This window comes from Acinetobacter sp. HY1485 (genome assembly GCF_027568475.1).
In the GTDB taxonomy this organism is placed as follows: domain Bacteria; phylum Pseudomonadota; class Gammaproteobacteria; order Pseudomonadales; family Moraxellaceae; genus Acinetobacter.
Genome location: NZ_JANKZG010000002.1, coordinates 29,681 through 46,638 on the forward strand (window position 1 = coordinate 29,681; position 16,958 = coordinate 46,638).

Annotated in this window: 15 protein-coding genes and 1 tRNA gene; 8 read left to right on the top strand and 8 right to left on the bottom strand. The window is 37.1% G+C overall.

The features are described from left to right. Positions 1 to 133: 133 nt before the first annotated feature. The gene (locus PCI70_RS02000; RefSeq protein WP_269913684.1) at positions 134 to 1,030 is read left to right on the top strand and encodes a glycosyltransferase; all 897 of its coding nucleotides are present in this window, start codon (positions 134 to 136) and stop codon (positions 1,028 to 1,030) included. A 46-nt stretch (positions 1,031 to 1,076) separates the two neighbouring features. After that, positions 1,077 to 1,997 carry a lipopolysaccharide biosynthesis protein gene (locus PCI70_RS02005; RefSeq protein WP_269913685.1) on the top strand — a complete coding sequence of 307 codons (921 nt, stop codon included), beginning with the start codon at positions 1,077 to 1,079 and terminating at the stop codon, positions 1,995 to 1,997. Here PCI70_RS02005 and PCI70_RS02010 read toward each other — a convergent pair. The 8 genes from PCI70_RS02010 to PCI70_RS02045 form a co-directional block, all read right to left on the bottom strand. After that, positions 1,964 to 2,884: a glycosyltransferase family 32 protein gene (locus PCI70_RS02010; protein ID WP_269913686.1), complete on the bottom strand. Its 921-nt coding sequence runs from the start codon at positions 2,882 to 2,884 to the stop codon at positions 1,964 to 1,966. The genes PCI70_RS02005 and PCI70_RS02010 overlap by 34 nt on opposite strands. Beyond that, entirely contained in the window at positions 2,881 to 3,645 is a 765-nt protein-coding gene (locus PCI70_RS02015) for a glycosyltransferase family 25 protein (protein ID WP_269913687.1), read from the bottom strand. The genes PCI70_RS02010 and PCI70_RS02015 overlap by 4 nt, the downstream gene beginning before the upstream one ends. After that, positions 3,642 to 4,589, bottom strand: coding sequence for a Stealth CR1 domain-containing protein (locus PCI70_RS02020; protein ID WP_269913991.1), 948 nt, complete (start codon positions 4,587 to 4,589; stop codon positions 3,642 to 3,644). Before PCI70_RS02020 ends, PCI70_RS02015 begins: the two co-directional genes overlap by 4 nt. Then, positions 4,589 to 5,335 carry a glycosyltransferase gene (locus tag PCI70_RS02025; protein WP_269913688.1) on the bottom strand — a complete coding sequence of 249 codons (747 nt, stop codon included), beginning with the start codon at positions 5,333 to 5,335 and terminating at the stop codon, positions 4,589 to 4,591. The genes PCI70_RS02020 and PCI70_RS02025 overlap by 1 nt, the downstream gene beginning before the upstream one ends. A 103-nt stretch (positions 5,336 to 5,438) precedes the next feature. Beyond that, positions 5,439 to 6,365, bottom strand: a complete 927-nt coding sequence (locus PCI70_RS02030; protein WP_269913689.1) for a branched-chain amino acid transaminase — start codon at positions 6,363 to 6,365, stop codon at positions 5,439 to 5,441. Between the two features lie 13 nt (positions 6,366 to 6,378). Beyond that, entirely contained in the window at positions 6,379 to 9,096 is a 2,718-nt protein-coding gene (gene glnE / locus PCI70_RS02035; RefSeq protein ID WP_269913690.1) for a bifunctional [glutamate--ammonia ligase]-adenylyl-L-tyrosine phosphorylase/[glutamate--ammonia-ligase] adenylyltransferase, read from the bottom strand. A 41-nt stretch (positions 9,097 to 9,137) separates the two neighbouring features. Further along, the gene (locus PCI70_RS02040) at positions 9,138 to 10,385 is read right to left on the bottom strand and encodes a sensor histidine kinase (protein ID WP_269913691.1); all 1,248 of its coding nucleotides are present in this window, start codon (positions 10,383 to 10,385) and stop codon (positions 9,138 to 9,140) included. A gap of 189 nt (positions 10,386 to 10,574) precedes the next feature. Continuing rightward, positions 10,575 to 10,661 (bottom strand) — tRNA-Leu (locus PCI70_RS02045). A 138-nt stretch (positions 10,662 to 10,799) separates the two neighbouring features. Between PCI70_RS02045 and queA the strand changes: the two genes are divergently transcribed. From queA to secD, 6 genes are all read left to right on the top strand, one after another. Then, positions 10,800 to 11,825, top strand: coding sequence for a tRNA preQ1(34) S-adenosylmethionine ribosyltransferase-isomerase QueA (gene queA / locus PCI70_RS02050; RefSeq protein ID WP_269913992.1), 1,026 nt, complete (start codon positions 10,800 to 10,802; stop codon positions 11,823 to 11,825). Continuing rightward, on the top strand, positions 11,825 to 12,811 hold the full coding sequence (locus PCI70_RS02055) for a hypothetical protein (RefSeq protein WP_269913692.1): 987 nt from the start codon (positions 11,825 to 11,827) through the stop codon (positions 12,809 to 12,811). Before queA ends, PCI70_RS02055 begins: the two co-directional genes overlap by 1 nt. Positions 12,812 to 12,824: 13 nt before the next feature. Beyond that, positions 12,825 to 13,388, top strand: coding sequence for a LemA family protein (locus PCI70_RS02060; protein WP_269913693.1), 564 nt, complete (start codon positions 12,825 to 12,827; stop codon positions 13,386 to 13,388). A gap of 95 nt (positions 13,389 to 13,483) precedes the next feature. Beyond that, positions 13,484 to 14,605 (top strand): tRNA guanosine(34) transglycosylase Tgt, encoded by a 1,122-nt coding sequence (gene tgt, locus PCI70_RS02065; RefSeq protein WP_269913694.1) that lies wholly within the window; start codon positions 13,484 to 13,486, stop codon positions 14,603 to 14,605. A gap of 66 nt (positions 14,606 to 14,671) precedes the next feature. After that, positions 14,672 to 15,001, top strand: a complete 330-nt coding sequence (yajC, locus tag PCI70_RS02070) for a preprotein translocase subunit YajC (protein WP_269913695.1) — start codon at positions 14,672 to 14,674, stop codon at positions 14,999 to 15,001. A gap of 52 nt (positions 15,002 to 15,053) precedes the next feature. Beyond that, entirely contained in the window at positions 15,054 to 16,955 is a 1,902-nt protein-coding gene (gene secD / locus PCI70_RS02075; RefSeq protein ID WP_269913696.1) for a protein translocase subunit SecD, read from the top strand. The last annotated feature ends 3 nt before the right edge of the window (positions 16,956 to 16,958 follow it).

The following is a 16,958-nucleotide window of genomic DNA, read 5'->3' on the forward strand; positions in this document are numbered from 1 at the left end:
TCCTATAAAATAAAAGCGTCTAAACCTATAAAAATGAATTGTATAATACCGCACGTTTGTAAAACAAATTGTACGGTGTTCTGTAGAGTTAAATGTATTAAGATTAACAACGAAACTTTAAGGGGAAAATAAAATGTCGAATGAAAAAATTAAAGTCTTTGTCGGCTGTGACCCAAATAACTGCGACTTAGAGCAAATGATGGTGCTTGAGTACAGTATTAAAAAACATACTCAAAACCCTGTAGAAATTGTGTGGATGCAAATCTCACACGATGAAAATAGTTTTTGGTTTTCTGAAAAAAATAAAAATTTAGGCTGGAACACCCAAAAATGGGCGACTCCTTTTTCAGGTTTTCGTTGGGCAATTCCTGAATATTGTAATTTTGAAGGTCGTGCCATTTATATGGATGCAGACGTTATTGTATTGTGTGACCTTTTAGAATTATGGCATCATCCGATTGGGGAAAATGCAATTGTAGCGGCTAAAGGGGGCAAAAAATCAGCTCGTTTATGCACATGTGTATGGGACTGTGCCAAAGCCAAAGCGTATATCCCTGCTTTATCAGAATTTAAAATGGATGAAAATGGGCATCAAAAAATGATGCAAACCCTAAAAGACCATCCAAACCTAGTAGAACCATACCAAAATTCATATAACTGTGTAGATGGTGAGGGATTAGAGATTGAGCAGATTAAAATCTTGCATTACTCAGATATGGGAACGCAATTTAGTCATAAATACTCTTTACCTCGTTTAGAGCAAAATCAGCAAAAACATTGGTTTGATGGCAAGATTATGCCGCATCCTCGTGAAGATCTTGTTGCTTTATTTGATCAGTATTATCATGAAGCTCTAGAGGCGGGTTATACACCCGAACAATACCGCATAGAACCTTATGGTCACTTCCCTAAAGCGACACAAGTAAATTATCACGGTAATGGTGTGACGCGTCCTGAATCTACAGTAAGCCGATTTATTCATAAATTAAAAGCAAAATTTAAAAATAATAAATTTTCTTTGGATAACTAAAGCCCATGTATAATGGCATGCAAAGAATTCGTCACTAGAGTTATGCATGCCATCTTTTTCTCTTGATATGCTTAATCGCAGTATTTTTAAATTTATTTATAAACTGAGTTTTCCTAAAACACACAAACATAATCGCCGTTTTTGGCCTTACTATCGTGTAGAAAGAAATTCCGAGCATCACATACAAAGAGTCATTTTTAAAAAACAAATTGTTGCTCAAAATACAGTTACACGCTCTAAAAATCGTAAATTAATGCTGATAGCGACAGGCCCTTCTTTAACTCAACTACCAAAACAAGATTTGACTCAAAGTGATATTGATTATATTGGTGTAAATGGGGCAATTTCCTGCCAAGAAATTCATTTTAAATATTACGTGATTATTGATCATAATTTTGTGATGGAAAAATTTGATCTTGTAAAAGCAGTGTTAAATACGCCTTGTACTTTATTTACCACACCACGCTGTTTAGATTTAATTTTACGTAAAATGAATTTTTCACAAATTAAGAGTGATATTAAAGTATTAGAAGTGATCACACGCAACGAAATTGAAGTTTTTTTAAATGCAAAAAAAACTATTTCGTTTGATGATCCTAATTACTATATTCATGAAGGATATGGTTTTTCTAAAAATATCTTTCATAGTGTATTTGATTACTTTACGGTTGCATATGTAGCATTGCAAATTGGCGTATTTTTAAAATATCCAACTATATTTTTAGCAGGCTTAGATATGAATAATTTTTCTCAGCCCCGCTTTTATGAAACTAAAGAGAACCAACAACCTACCTTATTAGATCTACACCAATCTACAGTGCTTAATGCGTTTGCACTAGCAAGCGAATATATGACTCAAAATCATATAAAAGTTATTAATTTATCACCAAGCAGTGCAATTGAAAATTTTACTAAATATGCGTGCTTAGCAGATTATGATAAATCTAAAAGTGACCCTTTAAAGTAGTATTGATGTTGATAAAATTTACTCAAGTAGTTACGTTCTTTTTTTGTCAATTTAATTAAGTAAGGATGAGGTATAGAAGGCGTAGAAATTGCCAGCTCAATTAATACTTTTTCTTTTACCCAACGATTTTTTACTTGATAACTCAAGGCATTTTCATCACAATTTATTACCGTTATACTGGGTTTAGTACAACGCATAATCTTTTGACATGCTACATAAGCAATAAGATATTCTAGATTTCCGATTTCTTGAAAAATTTCTTTAGGATTTTCATATTGCTGTTTTATATCTGCAATATATTGTTGCGGAGAAATTTTAAGTGCATAAGCTAATTCATCAAACCATGCTTTAAAAAATTCTTGTTTTGGTCTTGCTGCTAACAACCAATTCTCAATAACAGGATAATCTGAATGTATCGTATTTTTTGCTCTGTAATAAGCAAAAATAGCGGTCTTTTCTTGACATAATAAGTGGTTGATCCAATCTAAATTTTGATACAGTAAAATACTTGCATCCAACCAAATTCCGCCATGCGCATATAGCAAGTCAAATCTGAGTAAATCGGCTTTTTGTTGCGGTGTTAAATGCGAGTAAATAGTCCAATCAACTTGACTATACTGCCCCATATTTTCTGGGTTTAGAATAAGAACTTGATAATCTAAATTTTCTTTTTGTATTTTTTGTAAACAGGCCTGAACTAAATCAGGGCATTCACCTTGCCAATAAATCCAAATAATTTTTGGAAGAGAAGATTCATTTTTTTGCATCGGATAAAGACTAATCTTGTCCGCAAAATTATCAATCTGAATCTCACTTTTCACCCATTTATGATTCATAAATAGATATTTAAACTTACATGCGTAGTAAAGTTTTTTAAAAATTTTCATGAGATTTTATATTTATTTTTTAATGCAGATAAACGATCACACCACATTCTTTTTTGCTTTTTCACGTTGTATGACCAACTTCGATGTGCTTTGTCATTTCTTCTTTGACTCTGCGTTGCAATAGCTCCATCAATATCACTATCTAAACCATTCGGTTTAAGTAAAGGTGGCCAAACAGATAATCCTTTACCGTTTTGGCTGAGCCATGTTTGAAATACATTATCAACAGGCATAGAAATATCTTGAATATAGTTTACAAATGCCTGAGCACCCTGACGAGACCAAATTAAACCAATACCTCGTATAGGAAAATAATAAGCATGGATTAATGTATGATGTTCAAATGTTTGGATAGGCGTATAAATCTTTCTTTTTTTGGCAGCCAAATTAATTAAATACCAATCCAAATCACGATGAGTATCTAAATATTTTAAAATATCATCTACCGTTTCTTTAAAATGCTCTGAAACTTTCAAATCATCTTCTAAAACAATTAAATAATCAGCATCTGTTTGTAAGAATTTTTTAACACAGCCAAGATGACTCATGTAACAACCAAGCTCAGAATTTAATAAACTCCGACCCATAATTTGATTTGCTTTTTGATCATTATAATCAACAAAATCACTCAGCTGTTTTTTTCTTCCATCGTAAGCAGGAAACCGAGTAAAAGAGAACTGTTGAGCATTCAACTGAGTTGTTGCACTTGCAAGACGCTCATCACTTCCATCTAAATTAATTAAATAGGTTTCTACTTTCATTTTTGCTCTAATATCTGAGAAGGTAAAAAATCTTCAAATTTTTTAATCAAATCTTGTTGAATAACACGTTTGTACGTTATGTCTAGCTGATCTAAACTTTGCACACAGCCAAACTTAATGCTGTCATCGTGTAATTCATTACGCCAACGCTCTACACCTTTTTGATTTTTTAAATAAGCAATATTCAAATCATTTTTGAGTGTTGCTTGGTCTTTTTGAATCGCAAGATGATTAGACAATCCAACAGGTAAAAATTGTTGATGATGTCTAAATTTAAATTGAATTTGCTCATTCAAAATATGCGTATTTTCTTTAAAAAATTGCCTTAATAAATCTTTATTTATAAGATGTGGACGATGATGAATTTCGAAGTATTGAGATAAACCAACCATCTCAGCACTTAACATTTGGGCAACTGTATATTTAGCAGAAACTGTTTTACTCAATAATTTTTTAATTTCATATTTAAATTTTTTAGCTATATTTTTCTGCCAATGCCCATAAATAACCACTTTATTATCTACTAAAAAATCTTCAATTTTAGACGGTGCATTAAAGAAAAAATCATCATTAAGGTAAATAAACTTAGAAGAAATATTTGGAATATTCCAAAGCATTGTTTCTAAACTTAATGAATTAAATGTAGGCAGATACTGAGTATAACCATCAAATAAAACTTGATGATCAATCACTTGAATTTTGTCTGCTGTACAAATGCCTTGTGCTACAAACTCTGTTAACCAAGTGGGTTGTTGTTGGTCTGTCACCAAATAAATTGTTCTACAATACGGTACGTATTTTAAAATAGAAGCAATACAAAAATAAATTTCTTCATCACTTGCAAAACGAGTGGTTTCTACCGATTTACAGTATTGATTTCGCTTCGCTTGTAATTTTTGATCACTTCCATCTACCCAAGTAATCACAAAATCTAAATTTTGCATTATTTCCATGCCTTTTTAATCCAGTCAGATGGCAACACATGACGATACCATTTACCACCACCACCATTGATTGCATCAGGTGGGTTAATTTCACCATGAAACACAATAATTTTTGCATCTTGTGGTTTTACAGGTGGTTTAAAATAAGCAAATGGAATTTTTTGTAAACAATGATATTTATAGCTCTTGCACCAGCTTTCTGGCCAATAACTTAACACACTGTACTCATCAATAAACCAAGATAAATAGGCTTGTTCATGGCGGAAATTCTTTCTAATTTCATCAAAATTTTGACGGAAATAAGGCAAAATCTCAGGAAAAGCACCTAATTTAAAACGATAAACAGAGCTATTACCTGTAATTCGCCAAGGGCGTTTCCAATCATGAATAATTAAAAAATCGCCTTTTTGAGTAAAAAAGCAATCAATATTATCAACAATCACCACATCTAAATCTAAAAAAAGTGCATTTCCTTTTAAACCATATAAATCTGGCTCAAATGTAGAGAGCTTATTCCAGCCTCTTTCAGGGCTACCTTCAGGTAAATCTAAAGGTGGAATCGGATAGCATTCAATTTCAGGTAAAATACCTTCTGTTCTATCTGTTAAACACACCATTTTAAAAGGCAATGTTAAGTGTCTTTTGACCATGTTATACAAACGATTCACATAATCTGCACCATACTTTGTGCCCCATTTCATACAAAGTACAATATTTTCTTGTGAATCTAATGTTGTTGATTGCATTGGTTCAAGTACACCTATATCGCGTCCACGGTTTTGTGGAGTTTTTCTCTAGGCATTATATTAGCAAATAAAAAAGCGAAACCGAAGTTTCGCTTTATTGTCATTATTTTACATAGGTTAACCAATGTGCATACTTTGGATTTTTACCTTGTACGGCATCAAAATACGTTTTTTGGATTTCTGTGGTAATTGGCCCACGTACACCCTCACCAATTTGACGGTCATCATATTCACGGATTGGCGTTACTTCGGCAGCTGTGCCTGTAAAGAATGCTTCATCTGCAATATAAAATTCATCACGCGTGATACGGCGTTCTACCACTTTATAACCTAAATCGTGTGCAATCTGAATCACAGTTTGACGTGTAATACCATCTAAACCACCGCTTGATAATTCAGGGGTATGCAACACACCATCTTGCACTAAAAATACGTTTTCGCCTGCACCTTGACACACAAAACCATGCGGATCTAACAGCATTGCTTCATCGTAACCTGCTTGTGCAACTTCTTGATGTGCCAAAATAGACACTGTGTAGTTACCACATGCTTTTGCTTTACACATGGTCACGTTTGGATGATGGTGCGTAAACGAAGATGTTTTAACACGAATGCCTTTTGCCATGGCTTCTTCGCCCAAATAGGCACCCCAACTCCACGCAGCAACAGCGGCATGAATGGTATTTGAAGTGGATGCAATACCTAAACGCTCTGAACCAATCCAAATAAAAGGACGCAAATAAGCAGACGATAATTTATTTTCACGTACAACATCAATTTGTGCTTGTTCTAATGTTGCTTGATCAAATGGAACTTTCATTTGATAAATTTTGGCAGAATTTAATAAACGTTTGGTATGTTCTTTTAAACGGAAAATTGCAGTGCCCTGTGGCGTTTCATATGCACGCACACCTTCAAAAACACCCATACTATAATGCAATGTATGCGTTAAAACGTGAACTTTTGCGTCACGCCAATCTACTAATTCCCCATCTTGCCAAATAAAACCATCACGATCAGCCAAATTCATGACATATACTCCATTACATAACTACAGTTGGATCAATTAATTTTTGCCATAACTTGCAAACGATCTCGCGGGTGTTTTGCCATGCGTCTGCTTTTACTTGCATATTGTGATTGGCAAGGGCTAAACGATGGCTTTCGGCTCGTTCACTGAGATAAGCTTGAATCAAAGCCTGCACATCGAGGTGGGATAGACACCCTAAGCGTGCAGCATCTTCAAGGATTCGTACGTTATCGGAGTAATGGGCGAGATCGGGCTTCGACCCACTCCACGCTAACACAACATACTGTGCCATAAATTCAATATCAACGATACCACCTGTATCCTGTTTTAAATGAAAAATGCCTAATTTTTTTTGTTCTGTATTGCTTCCTAAATGGTCTTTCATTTTTTGACGCATCTGAACCACTTCTTGGCGAACATACTCAATGTCACGCACTTGGGTTAAAACAGATTGGCGAATATCATTAAATTGGGCTTTTAATTTCTCATCGCCTGCAATGGCACGAGCACGCACTAAAGCTTGATGCTCCCATAACCATGCACTTTTTGTTTGATAATTCTGATATGCCTGAATACTGGTCACAAGCACGCCTGCTTCACCCGATGGACGTAAACGTGTGTCAATTTCGTACACACGCCCATCAAGCGTTTGCGTGGTCATCAACGACATAAATTTTTGTGCCACTTTAAAAGCAAACTGAAAGCCTGAAATTTCTTTTTTGCCATCTGTATCGGCTTGCTCATCCAATTGGTGCACAAACACCAAATCTAAATCTGAGCCATAACCCAATTCAATACCGCCAAGTTTGCCATAACCAATCACGGCAAACCCTTGTTGATGATTAGATGCACGCTCCCCATTTTTTAAAATAGGATGCCCATAACGCTGTGCCACCAACTGATACGCTAAATGCAATGTGGTTTTTACACAAACTTCGGCAATATCTGTTAATGCATCAGAAATTTTCATCAGTGGGCTTTCTGCCAATACATCACTGGCAGCAACGGCTAAAACATGGCTTTTTTTAAATAAACGTAACGCACGCATTAAGTCTTCTACTTGATCAAGCTCAATGCGTAACAGTTGATGACGTATTGCATCTTCAAGATCACTCCGCTGTGGCAACTCAAAGTCCATCGACAAAAATTCATCTAACAACACAGGATACTGTGTCAGTTCTTCACAAATCCACGGGCTCACTTCTGCCATTTTAATTAAACGCTGTAATGCACCCTTATTTTCAATCAGCATCACTAAATAAACGGTACGACGCATTACCGATTCAATTAACGGCATTAAGCGTAAAAGTGCCATTTGTGGTTGTTCTACTTTTACAATCGCTTGGCTAAAAATACCCCAAAATATTTTGAGTCGTTCTTTTGCTTTTTCGGGTAATTTTTTAACTGCTTGTGATGCCCAAAATGTTTGAATACGTTGCCATGTTTCCTCATCGACAATTTGCTTAAGGGCATCATCTTGTTGATGTTCTGTTGGTTCAGGCAATGGTGCTTGAATTAATACTTTAAATTGATGCGACACATGCTCACGATGCACATTTAAAGCCGTTATAAATGCTTGCCATGAATTAAAACCAAGTGTGTCAATTAAACGCTGACGCAATGTTTCGTCTACAGGAAGCACCTGTGTTTGTTGGTCGTTTAACGCTTGAATGGCATGTTCTACACGGCGTAAAAACAAATAAGCATCTGTGAGCTGTTGTACAGTTTGTGGCGTAAGTAAATCGGTTAGATGTTGTAAATTAACAAGGCATTGTCTATCTTGAAGTTCACGTTTTGAACCGCCATAAATAAGCTGAAAAACCTGCACAATAAACTCAATTTCACGGATACCGCCTGAACCTAGTTTAATATCATCTTTAAGCTGACGGCGTGCCACTTCACGTTCAATCATCGCTTTCATTTCGCGCATGGCTTCAAAAGCAGAATAATCAACGTAACGTCTAAACACAAAAGGTCGGGTCATTTTAAGCAGGGCTTTACCTTCATCACCTGTAATAATCCGTGCTTTAATCCATGCGTATCTTTCCCATTCACGCCCATGTTGTAATAAATATTTTTCTAATGCGGTGTAGCTCATTGCAAGTGCCGAGCCATCACCCCAAGGGCGTAAACGCATATCTACCCGAAATACAAAACCATCGGCAGTCATCTGATCAAGCAAATAAATTAGTTTTTGACCCCAAAAAATACAAAACTGTTGGACGTCTATACATTTACGCCCATTGGTTTCGCCCTGTTGATCAAAGGTGAAAATTAAATCAATATCACTAGATAAATTAAGCTCTTGTGCCCCTAATTTCCCCATGCCAATCACTGTCAGGTCTTGAACTTTGCCATTTGCCCCAATCGGCTCACCATATTTTTTTACTAGTGGCTCACGTGCATAGCTTTTGGCAACTTCAATACACGCATCAGCAAAATCAGAAAGCTCTTTGGTTAAGGTCACAACATCGGTGAGTTGATTGGCATCTTGCCAAATCCATCGAAACATTAAGCATGCACGTAAGCCACGCAAGGCTTTCATCCATAGCTGTTCATCTTCAATAGATTGAACAACATCTTGCACACGCTTAAAAATATCTTGCCTTGAGAGGGGTTTTAAAAATTGGTCTTGTATGTAATCTTGTTGTAATTGATGCGAATAAATTGCCAACACCTGTGTTGCATACTCACTGGCATGGCAAGTTGTTTGAAGTTGTAGCGCGTCCATGATGCATGACCTAGTTAATACCTCGTCAAAACATAAGATAATTACGCTGTTTTTTCTAGTACCAATGCTGTATGGTCAAGTTCGGCACATGGTAGTTGTACGGTAAAAGTTGTCCCGTGACCCTCTTTGGAATTTACCAAAATATGTCCTTTGTTCAGCTCAACAAAGCGTTTACACAGCACCAGCCCTAAGCCTGTACCTTTTTCGCCTGCTGTGCCTTTTAAAGATGATTTGAGTTTAGGGTCAAAAATATTTTTAATTTGAATATTATTCATACCTAACCCTGTATCCGTCACATAAAAATAAACGCCGTCTGCTTTACGTTCTGCCGAAATTGTGACACAGCCCGTGCCATCTGTTGGCGTAAACTTTAACGCATTAGATACCAAGTTTTGTAAAGTCGATGTGACCATATTTAAATCGGCATACACTTTTAAATTGTCAGGTATACGATCAATCAGTTGAATTTTTTTATTTAGTGCCAAGCTACCTAAAACACTCATAACAATATGACTAGCTTGTTTTAATTCAAAATTAATGGGTTGATAAGTAAACCGCCCACCTTCTGCCATTGCCCAATTGAGTAAGTTTTCTAATAAATGATACGTTGAGCTTGCAGTATCGTTTAGATAGCTTGCAATATTTTGAATACTTGCAGGGTCTAGTGTGTCTAACTCTTCGGCAAGCACTTCTGAAAAACCAATTAAACCATGAAAAGGTGCACGTAAATCGTGTGCAATAATTTGAAAGAATTTAGTTTTACTATGGTTAAGCGTTGAAACCTGCTCGTAAGACTCTTGAAGCGTAGCAAAATTAGCTTTAAGTTCTAAATACTCAACCAAATCGTTCAGCAGCTCTTGTACAAATGCAATATCTTCAACAGCAAAACAATCTTTACAATCATCTATAAAAATAAGCTGCCCAATACTATGTTGTTTTTTAGACAGTAAAGGAAAAGCAACAAGGCGTTGATTTTGTGGAATATGAGGCATAATTGCTTGTTGGTATTGCGTATATTGCTGATGCCCTAAAGTTAGCATTTCTTTAGTAAGCAACTTTACCACATGCGTTGCAGCGATTTTAAATGATTTAAAACCTAATGCCGAATGCGACCACGCATAGGGCTCATGCTGAAAAATACAAATTGCATGATCAACTCGCAAAATCTTTTTTGCACGCGCCAAAAAGGTTTCAAGTTTATTTTGAGGAGATACAACATCTAATAACAACGCTAAATGACATGCGCTGATTTGACCCATCTGATCAATATTGAGTAACGATAATGCCATAACATATGTCCTCGTTGGATGTTCTTCTTATTTTAAATTTAATTAATAATGCATCTTATCATTAACAATTATCACACAAAATGCAACTATATAGAGAAATAGTTACACTTTATTTGGGTGCATTATCTATTCAAACTTAAACATTAAAAAACCCCAAGCCTTTGATACCAGCTTGGGGTTTTGGAATCTTGGTCCCGAGGGTCGGACTCGAACCGACACATCATCTCTGATAGTGGATTTTGAATCCACCGCGTCTACCAATTTCACCACCTCGGGAGAGTATGGTTTGTGTAAGCTATCTTACTCTATTTTGTGCCATTGTCAATTTTAATTGCTTGTTTTTAGTACAATCAGTGTGCTTTTGATACGCTTAAAAAAACTTTATACTGCCCCAAATTCCAATTTATTATGACTATGAAACTTTCTGACTATACGTTTGATCTTCCCGACAATTTAATTGCACGCTATCCACTTGAACAGCGCAGTGCATCCCGCCTGCTTCATCTACAAAAAGATGGTCATTTTGAAGATCTTAAATTTTCAAATATTGTTGATTTATTAGACGAAGGCGACTTACTCGTTTTAAATGATACCAAAGTAATGAAAGCTCGTTTAAAAGGTAAACGTGCAACAGGCGGTGCCGTTGAAATTTTGGTTGAGCGTCTACAAGATCAACATATTGCACATTGCCATATTAAAGCCAGTAATACACCTAAAGCAGGTGCAGAACTATTTATTGGCGATACCAAAGTGACTGTATTGGGTCGTCACGAAAATTTATTTATTGTTGAGTTTGAACAGCCGATTATTCATGTACTTGACCAATACGGACAGCTCCCTATTCCGCCTTATTTTAACCGTGAAGCAGAAGATATTGATACCGAGCGTTATCAAACCGTATTTAATGACCCTGAAAAAATGGCAAGTGTGGCAGCGCCTACTGCAAGCCTGCATTTTGATGAAGATATTTTAAAACGTCTTGAGGAAAAGGGGATTCAAAGAACTTTTGTTACCCTTCACGTGGGTGCAGGCACATTTGCCCCTGTACGTACCGAAAACTTAGAAAATCATATTATGCACAGTGAATGGTGTGATGTTCCAAGTGACACTGCCAAGCTTATTCAAGAAACTAAAGCACGTGGTAATAAAGTAATTGCGGTGGGTACAACGGCAACACGTGCAGTTGAGAGTGCAGCACAGGCACATCAAGGTAAAATTGAAGCATGGACAGGCGATACACAAATTTTCATCTATCCAGGTTATGAATTTTGTGTGGTCGATCGTTTAATTACCAATTTCCACCTCCCCGAATCAACACTATTAATGTTGGTTTCGGCACTTTCTAGCCGTGACAATATTTTAAATGCCTATCACCATGCTGTTGCACAGCAGTATCGCTTTTTTAGTTACGGCGATGCCATGTTAATTGACCGAGTATAATGATGAAAGCTGAGCAACGCGTGACCCGAAATGTTGCTCGGCTTTGGCAAATTGAACGTGATGTCAAAACCGAACAAGATTTACTCAATGCCCTACACCCTTGGCATGGCAAGCAAAACCTCAAATTTAACCAACAAGCTTGCTTTTTATATGCCTTAAGTGGTGGGCTCATTTTACTGTTTTGTTTTTTACTTAAAATAAAAATAGGTTTTGTGATTGGTTGTATTTTACTCATCTTGGCGTATTTAAATTATCATAGTGACCGTGGCATAAATGCTGTCATTCAAGCCCTCGAACAAAAAATGATACAAGTACGTTATGACCTAGCGTTTAATCATCTGCCCTCACATTTGCCTTTTAGTACACAAAGTCTTTTTTTATTTAATCAGCTCAAACAGCATTTTAGTACCTTATTTTCCGCACATTCTAGTGCTTCTTATATTTCACGGTTTGCCAGTACAAATTGGCAGATTAACCAACAAGACTGCCCTGTTTTACTGTTTGAATACGTCAATATTATTGAAATAAAAACACATGATGAAGATGGAACAAAAATTTCGTGGCGTAAAGAAGAACACCGACAATGGGGTGCTTTTATATTTAAGATGCCTGCTTTAGGGATTGCCATTAACAATACACAAAATACGTTTAAAGCCCCCTACCAAGTGCCTTGGAATACCAGTGATATTCAAATGAATGAATATTTGTATATTCGAGGTTATGAAGATTTACAACTTGCTAAAAATTTAACGCCGCATCGTGTTGTGCAGTTTGATCAATTTTTTAAACAACAAACAGGTGATTTAATTTTTCATTATGAACAAGATATTGCCTGCTTTTTGGGATTAGCCCCTTTGTTTGAAATGCACAGTCAACACAATGACATAAAAACAATATCTAATCTAAGAGGGCATTTACGCACATCGCGTCTGCTACACTACGAACAGTTTAAAAAACAAATGATAACGTTACTCTCATCATTATAAAAAAGGAAACATCATGCTTATTTTTATCGGACTTATTGTCGCCCTCATTGTATGGAGCATTTATATCCGCAATACTATTGTAAAACATTTAAATGCCACGCAACGCTCTTGGTCAGATGTCACCAATTTTGAATTAAAAAAAGTCCGTACGCTTGAACAACTTGAAGAAAAATTACAGCAATACACTCAGTTTGAACAACACACGCTCACACAAATTACGGCGTTACGTCAGCAAATTATGAATCTTAATTTAAGCCGTACTGACACATCACAACTGCAACACGTTGAACAACTCAATCATGATGTGATGCATAAACTGAATATGGTGGTAGAAAACTATCCTGAACTTAAAGCAGATCAAGTTTATTTAACGATGATGCATGAAATTCAACAGCAAAATGACAATGTGGCAGCATCTTTGAGTATTTTTAACCGTAATGTTGAGTTTTTTAATAATCAAATTCAGGTTTTTCCAAATAATATAATCAACACACTCACGCTATCTAAACGCCCCATCCGTCCGTTTAGAGACCCTGTGATGAACCAAAATTTTCAATATCGTCCAAACTTCCATTAAGTCTTACAAAACAGGGGTGGTACTCATCAGCATAATCTAGGAAAATACTCCTTTTTTATCAGCGAACTGTTTTTTCGCCTTGATGTGGGTTTAACATGAAATTTGAAAAATTAGGTCAGTCAGGTCGTGCGCGCCGTGGGCGTTTAACGCTTGAACATGGCGTGGTAGAAACACCTGTATTTATGCCTGTAGGCACATACGGTACGGTAAAAGGCATGTTGCCACGCGACATTGAAGGCATTAAAGCACAAATCGTATTGGGCAATACCTTCCATCTTTATTTACGTCCGGGGTTAGACGTCATTAAAGAACACGGTGGTTTACACGGCTTTATGAAATGGGATAAACCAATCTTAACAGATTCAGGCGGTTTCCAAGTGTTTAGCTTGGGTGCTATGCGTAAAATTAAAGAAGACGGTGTGACGTTCCGCTCACCGATTGACGGTTCAAAAGTGTTTTTATCGCCTGAAATTTCAATGGATATTCAGCATACGTTAAATTCAGATATCGTGATGATTTTTGATGAATGTACGCCTTATCCTGCATCACATCAACAAGCACAAGAATCATTACAACTGAGCTTACGCTGGGCAAAACGTTGTAAAGATCAACATCAAAAAAATGAAAACCCAAATGCATTGTTTGGCATCATTCAAGGTGGTATGTACGAAGACTTACGTGATGAGTCTTTAAAAGGACTACTTGATGTTGGTTTTGATGGCTATGCCATTGGTGGCTTGTCTGTGGGTGAACCTAAAGATGAGATGATCAAAGTATTAGATTATCTTCCTGAAAAAATGCCAAGCGATAAACCACGTTATTTGATGGGTGTCGGCAAACCTGAAGACATCGTAGAAGCAGTACGCCGTGGTGTGGATATGTTTGACTGTGTTATGCCAACCCGTAACGCACGTAATGGACACTACTTTGTTACAGACGGTTTAGTGCGTATTCGTAACAGTAAATACCGCCATGACCAAACCCCACTTGACCCACATTGCGATTGTTATACGTGCCAAAACTTTACCCGTGCGTATTTATTCCACCTCGAAAAATGTGGCGAAATGCTTGGGTCAATGCTTGGTACAATCCATAACTTACGTTACTACCAACGCTTAACCGAAAATATGCGTGATGCACTTGATGCAGGCACATTTGACGAATTTGTTGCAGACTTCTATGCACGCCGTGGACTTGACGTTCCTGCCTGCCCTTAATCATTTGCGATTACATACAAGACCATGTAAATTGCATCATAATTTTAATACTTTTAGGAAACTTAAATGAGCTTGTTTATCTCTACTGCTCACGCCGCTGAAGGTGCCGCACAGCAGCCAAGCATGATTGCTAACTTTGGTATGATTGCTGTTTTTATTGCCATTTTTTACTTTTTAATTTGGCGTCCTCAATCTAAACGTGCCAAAGAACACCGTGCTTTAATTGAAAGTTTGGGCGTTGGTAGCGAAGTTGTTTTTGCGGGTGGCTTAATGGGTCGTATCAAAAAAATTGAAGGCGACTATGCAGCAGTAGAACTCAGCCGTGGCGTAGAAATTAAAATTCAACGTTCAAGTGTCATTTCTGTACTTCCAGAAGGTACTTTAGATAGCCTGTAATTTTTACCCAAGTCGTGCCATGCACGACTTTCTCATTTTAAGAAGATAGCAAATGCGTTACCCAGCTTGGAAATACGTGCTGATTATTTTTGTACTGATTATCAGCACCTTATACGCACTGCCAAGTTTGTACCCAGATGAACCTGCCGTTCAGATTTCAGGGGCAAAGGCTGGAACAACGATTGACCAGTCTATTTTACAAAAAGCAGAGCAAATTTTAAAAAACGATAATATTGTTAGTCACGACAATAGCTTTACCAATAATGCAGCACTGATCCGCTTGGGTAACTCAACCACCCAGCTTAAAGCGCAAGATGCATTACGTCGTGGTTTAGGCGATAACTACGTGGTTGCACTTAACCTTGCACCAACCACTCCAGAATGGCTTCAAAAAATTGGTGCAAAACCAATGAAATTAGGGCTAGATTTACGTGGTGGTGTTCACTTCTTACTTGAAGTGGATATGGACAAGGCACTTAGCCAACGTATGGAAACCTCAAGCACAGACTTGCGCCGTCAATTCCGTGACAACAACATTAAATTTAATAACTTATCACTCAATAACAATGTGATTACGGTTGCATTTGCAAACAATACAGACCGCGATAGCGCAATGAGTTTCTTACGCCGTAACAGTGCAGACTTTACGCAACAAGCACTTGTTAATGCCGATGGTCCTATTGTTCAGCTCACTTATACCGATGCACGCCGTCAAGAAATTCAATCTTATGCAGTTAACCAAAACTTAACCACATTACGTAACCGTATTAATGAGTTAGGTGTTGCAGAAGCTGTGGTACAAAGCGAAGGTAACAACCGTATTGTGGTTGAATTGCCGGGTGTACAAGATACAGCAGAAGCAAAACGTGTTTTAGGACGTACAGCAAACCTTGAGTTTCGTTTAGTTGCAGATCAAAACGATCAGTATATTAATAGTTACACAGGTAAATACAACGAACAGCCAATACCAGCAGGAACAGAAGTTTTTGCCTATCAATCGCTTGATAGTGGTCGTCAGTTATTATTACAACGTAACCGTATCCTCACAGGTGAACGTGTTCAAAATGCATCATCAGGTTTAAGCCAAGATTCAGGCGGTGCTGAGGTTAATATTACCTTAGATAGCGCAGGTGGTAAGTTGATGTCTGATGCAACACGCCGTGCTGTGGGCAAACGTATGGCGGTATTATTTATTGAGAATAAGCAAAAAATCTCATATGTAACCGACCCAACAACTAACGTACAAACAGAAGTACGCACACCTTATACCGAATCTGTTGTGATTAATGCAGCAACCATTCAACAAGTATTAGGTTCACAGTTCCGTATTACAGGACTAAGCTCACCCCAAGAAGCAGCTGAACTTTCACTTATGTTACGTTCTGGTGCGCTTGCTGCGCCAATGTACTTTGTAGAAGAACGTGTTGTGGGACCAAGTCTTGGTCAAGAAAACATCGATAAAGGTATTTTATCAACCGAAGTTGGCTTTATTTTGGTTGCCATTTGGATGGTTGTGTTCTTCCGCTTATTTGGTTTAATCGCAAACTTTGCACTTGTGTTTAACCTTGCCATGATTTTAACGTTCATGTCTTGGATTGGTGCATCGTTATCTTTACCGGGTATTGCAGGTATTGTAATTACCATTGCCATTGCGGTAGATGCCAACGTCCTCATTTGTGAGCGTATCCGCGAAGAAATGCGATGGGGTGCATCACCTAAACAAGCCATTGTGGCAGGTTATGACCGTGCATATAACACCATTTTTGACTCAAACTTAACCACATTTATTGTTGCGTTTATTTTGTTTGCGTTGGGTACAGGTCCAATTAAAGGATTTGCCGTTACCCTGATGATTGGTATTGTATGTTCAATGTTTACTGCTATTACCGTAACGCGTGCAATTGTACAGCTCATTTATGGTAAGCGTCGTAATTTAACCAAGTTGAGTATGTAAGGA

Excerpts from the sequence above, each read along its gene's own strand:
- PCI70_RS02000 (WP_269913684.1), top strand. The coding sequence starts at position 134 with ATGTCGAATGAAAAAATTAAAGTCTTTGTCGGCTGTGACCCAAATAAC.
- PCI70_RS02005 (WP_269913685.1), top strand. The coding sequence starts at position 1,077 with ATGCCATCTTTTTCTCTTGATATGCTTAATCGCAGTATTTTTAAATTT.
- PCI70_RS02010 (WP_269913686.1), bottom strand. The coding sequence starts at position 2,884 with ATGAAAATTTTTAAAAAACTTTACTACGCATGTAAGTTTAAATATCTA.
- PCI70_RS02015 (WP_269913687.1), bottom strand. The coding sequence starts at position 3,645 with ATGAAAGTAGAAACCTATTTAATTAATTTAGATGGAAGTGATGAGCGT.
- PCI70_RS02020 (WP_269913991.1), bottom strand. The coding sequence starts at position 4,589 with ATGCAAAATTTAGATTTTGTGATTACTTGGGTAGATGGAAGTGATCAA.
- PCI70_RS02025 (WP_269913688.1), bottom strand. The coding sequence starts at position 5,335 with ATGCAATCAACAACATTAGATTCACAAGAAAATATTGTACTTTGTATG.
- PCI70_RS02030 (WP_269913689.1), bottom strand. The coding sequence starts at position 6,365 with ATGAATTTGGCTGATCGTGATGGTTTTATTTGGCAAGATGGGGAATTA.
- glnE (WP_269913690.1), bottom strand. The coding sequence starts at position 9,096 with ATGGACGCGCTACAACTTCAAACAACTTGCCATGCCAGTGAGTATGCA.
- PCI70_RS02040 (WP_269913691.1), bottom strand. The coding sequence starts at position 10,385 with ATGGCATTATCGTTACTCAATATTGATCAGATGGGTCAAATCAGCGCA.
- queA (WP_269913992.1), top strand. The coding sequence starts at position 10,800 with ATGAAACTTTCTGACTATACGTTTGATCTTCCCGACAATTTAATTGCA.
- PCI70_RS02055 (WP_269913692.1), top strand. The coding sequence starts at position 11,825 with ATGATGAAAGCTGAGCAACGCGTGACCCGAAATGTTGCTCGGCTTTGG.
- PCI70_RS02060 (WP_269913693.1), top strand. The coding sequence starts at position 12,825 with ATGCTTATTTTTATCGGACTTATTGTCGCCCTCATTGTATGGAGCATT.
- tgt (WP_269913694.1), top strand. The coding sequence starts at position 13,484 with ATGAAATTTGAAAAATTAGGTCAGTCAGGTCGTGCGCGCCGTGGGCGT.
- yajC (WP_269913695.1), top strand. The coding sequence starts at position 14,672 with ATGAGCTTGTTTATCTCTACTGCTCACGCCGCTGAAGGTGCCGCACAG.
- secD (WP_269913696.1), top strand. The coding sequence starts at position 15,054 with ATGCGTTACCCAGCTTGGAAATACGTGCTGATTATTTTTGTACTGATT.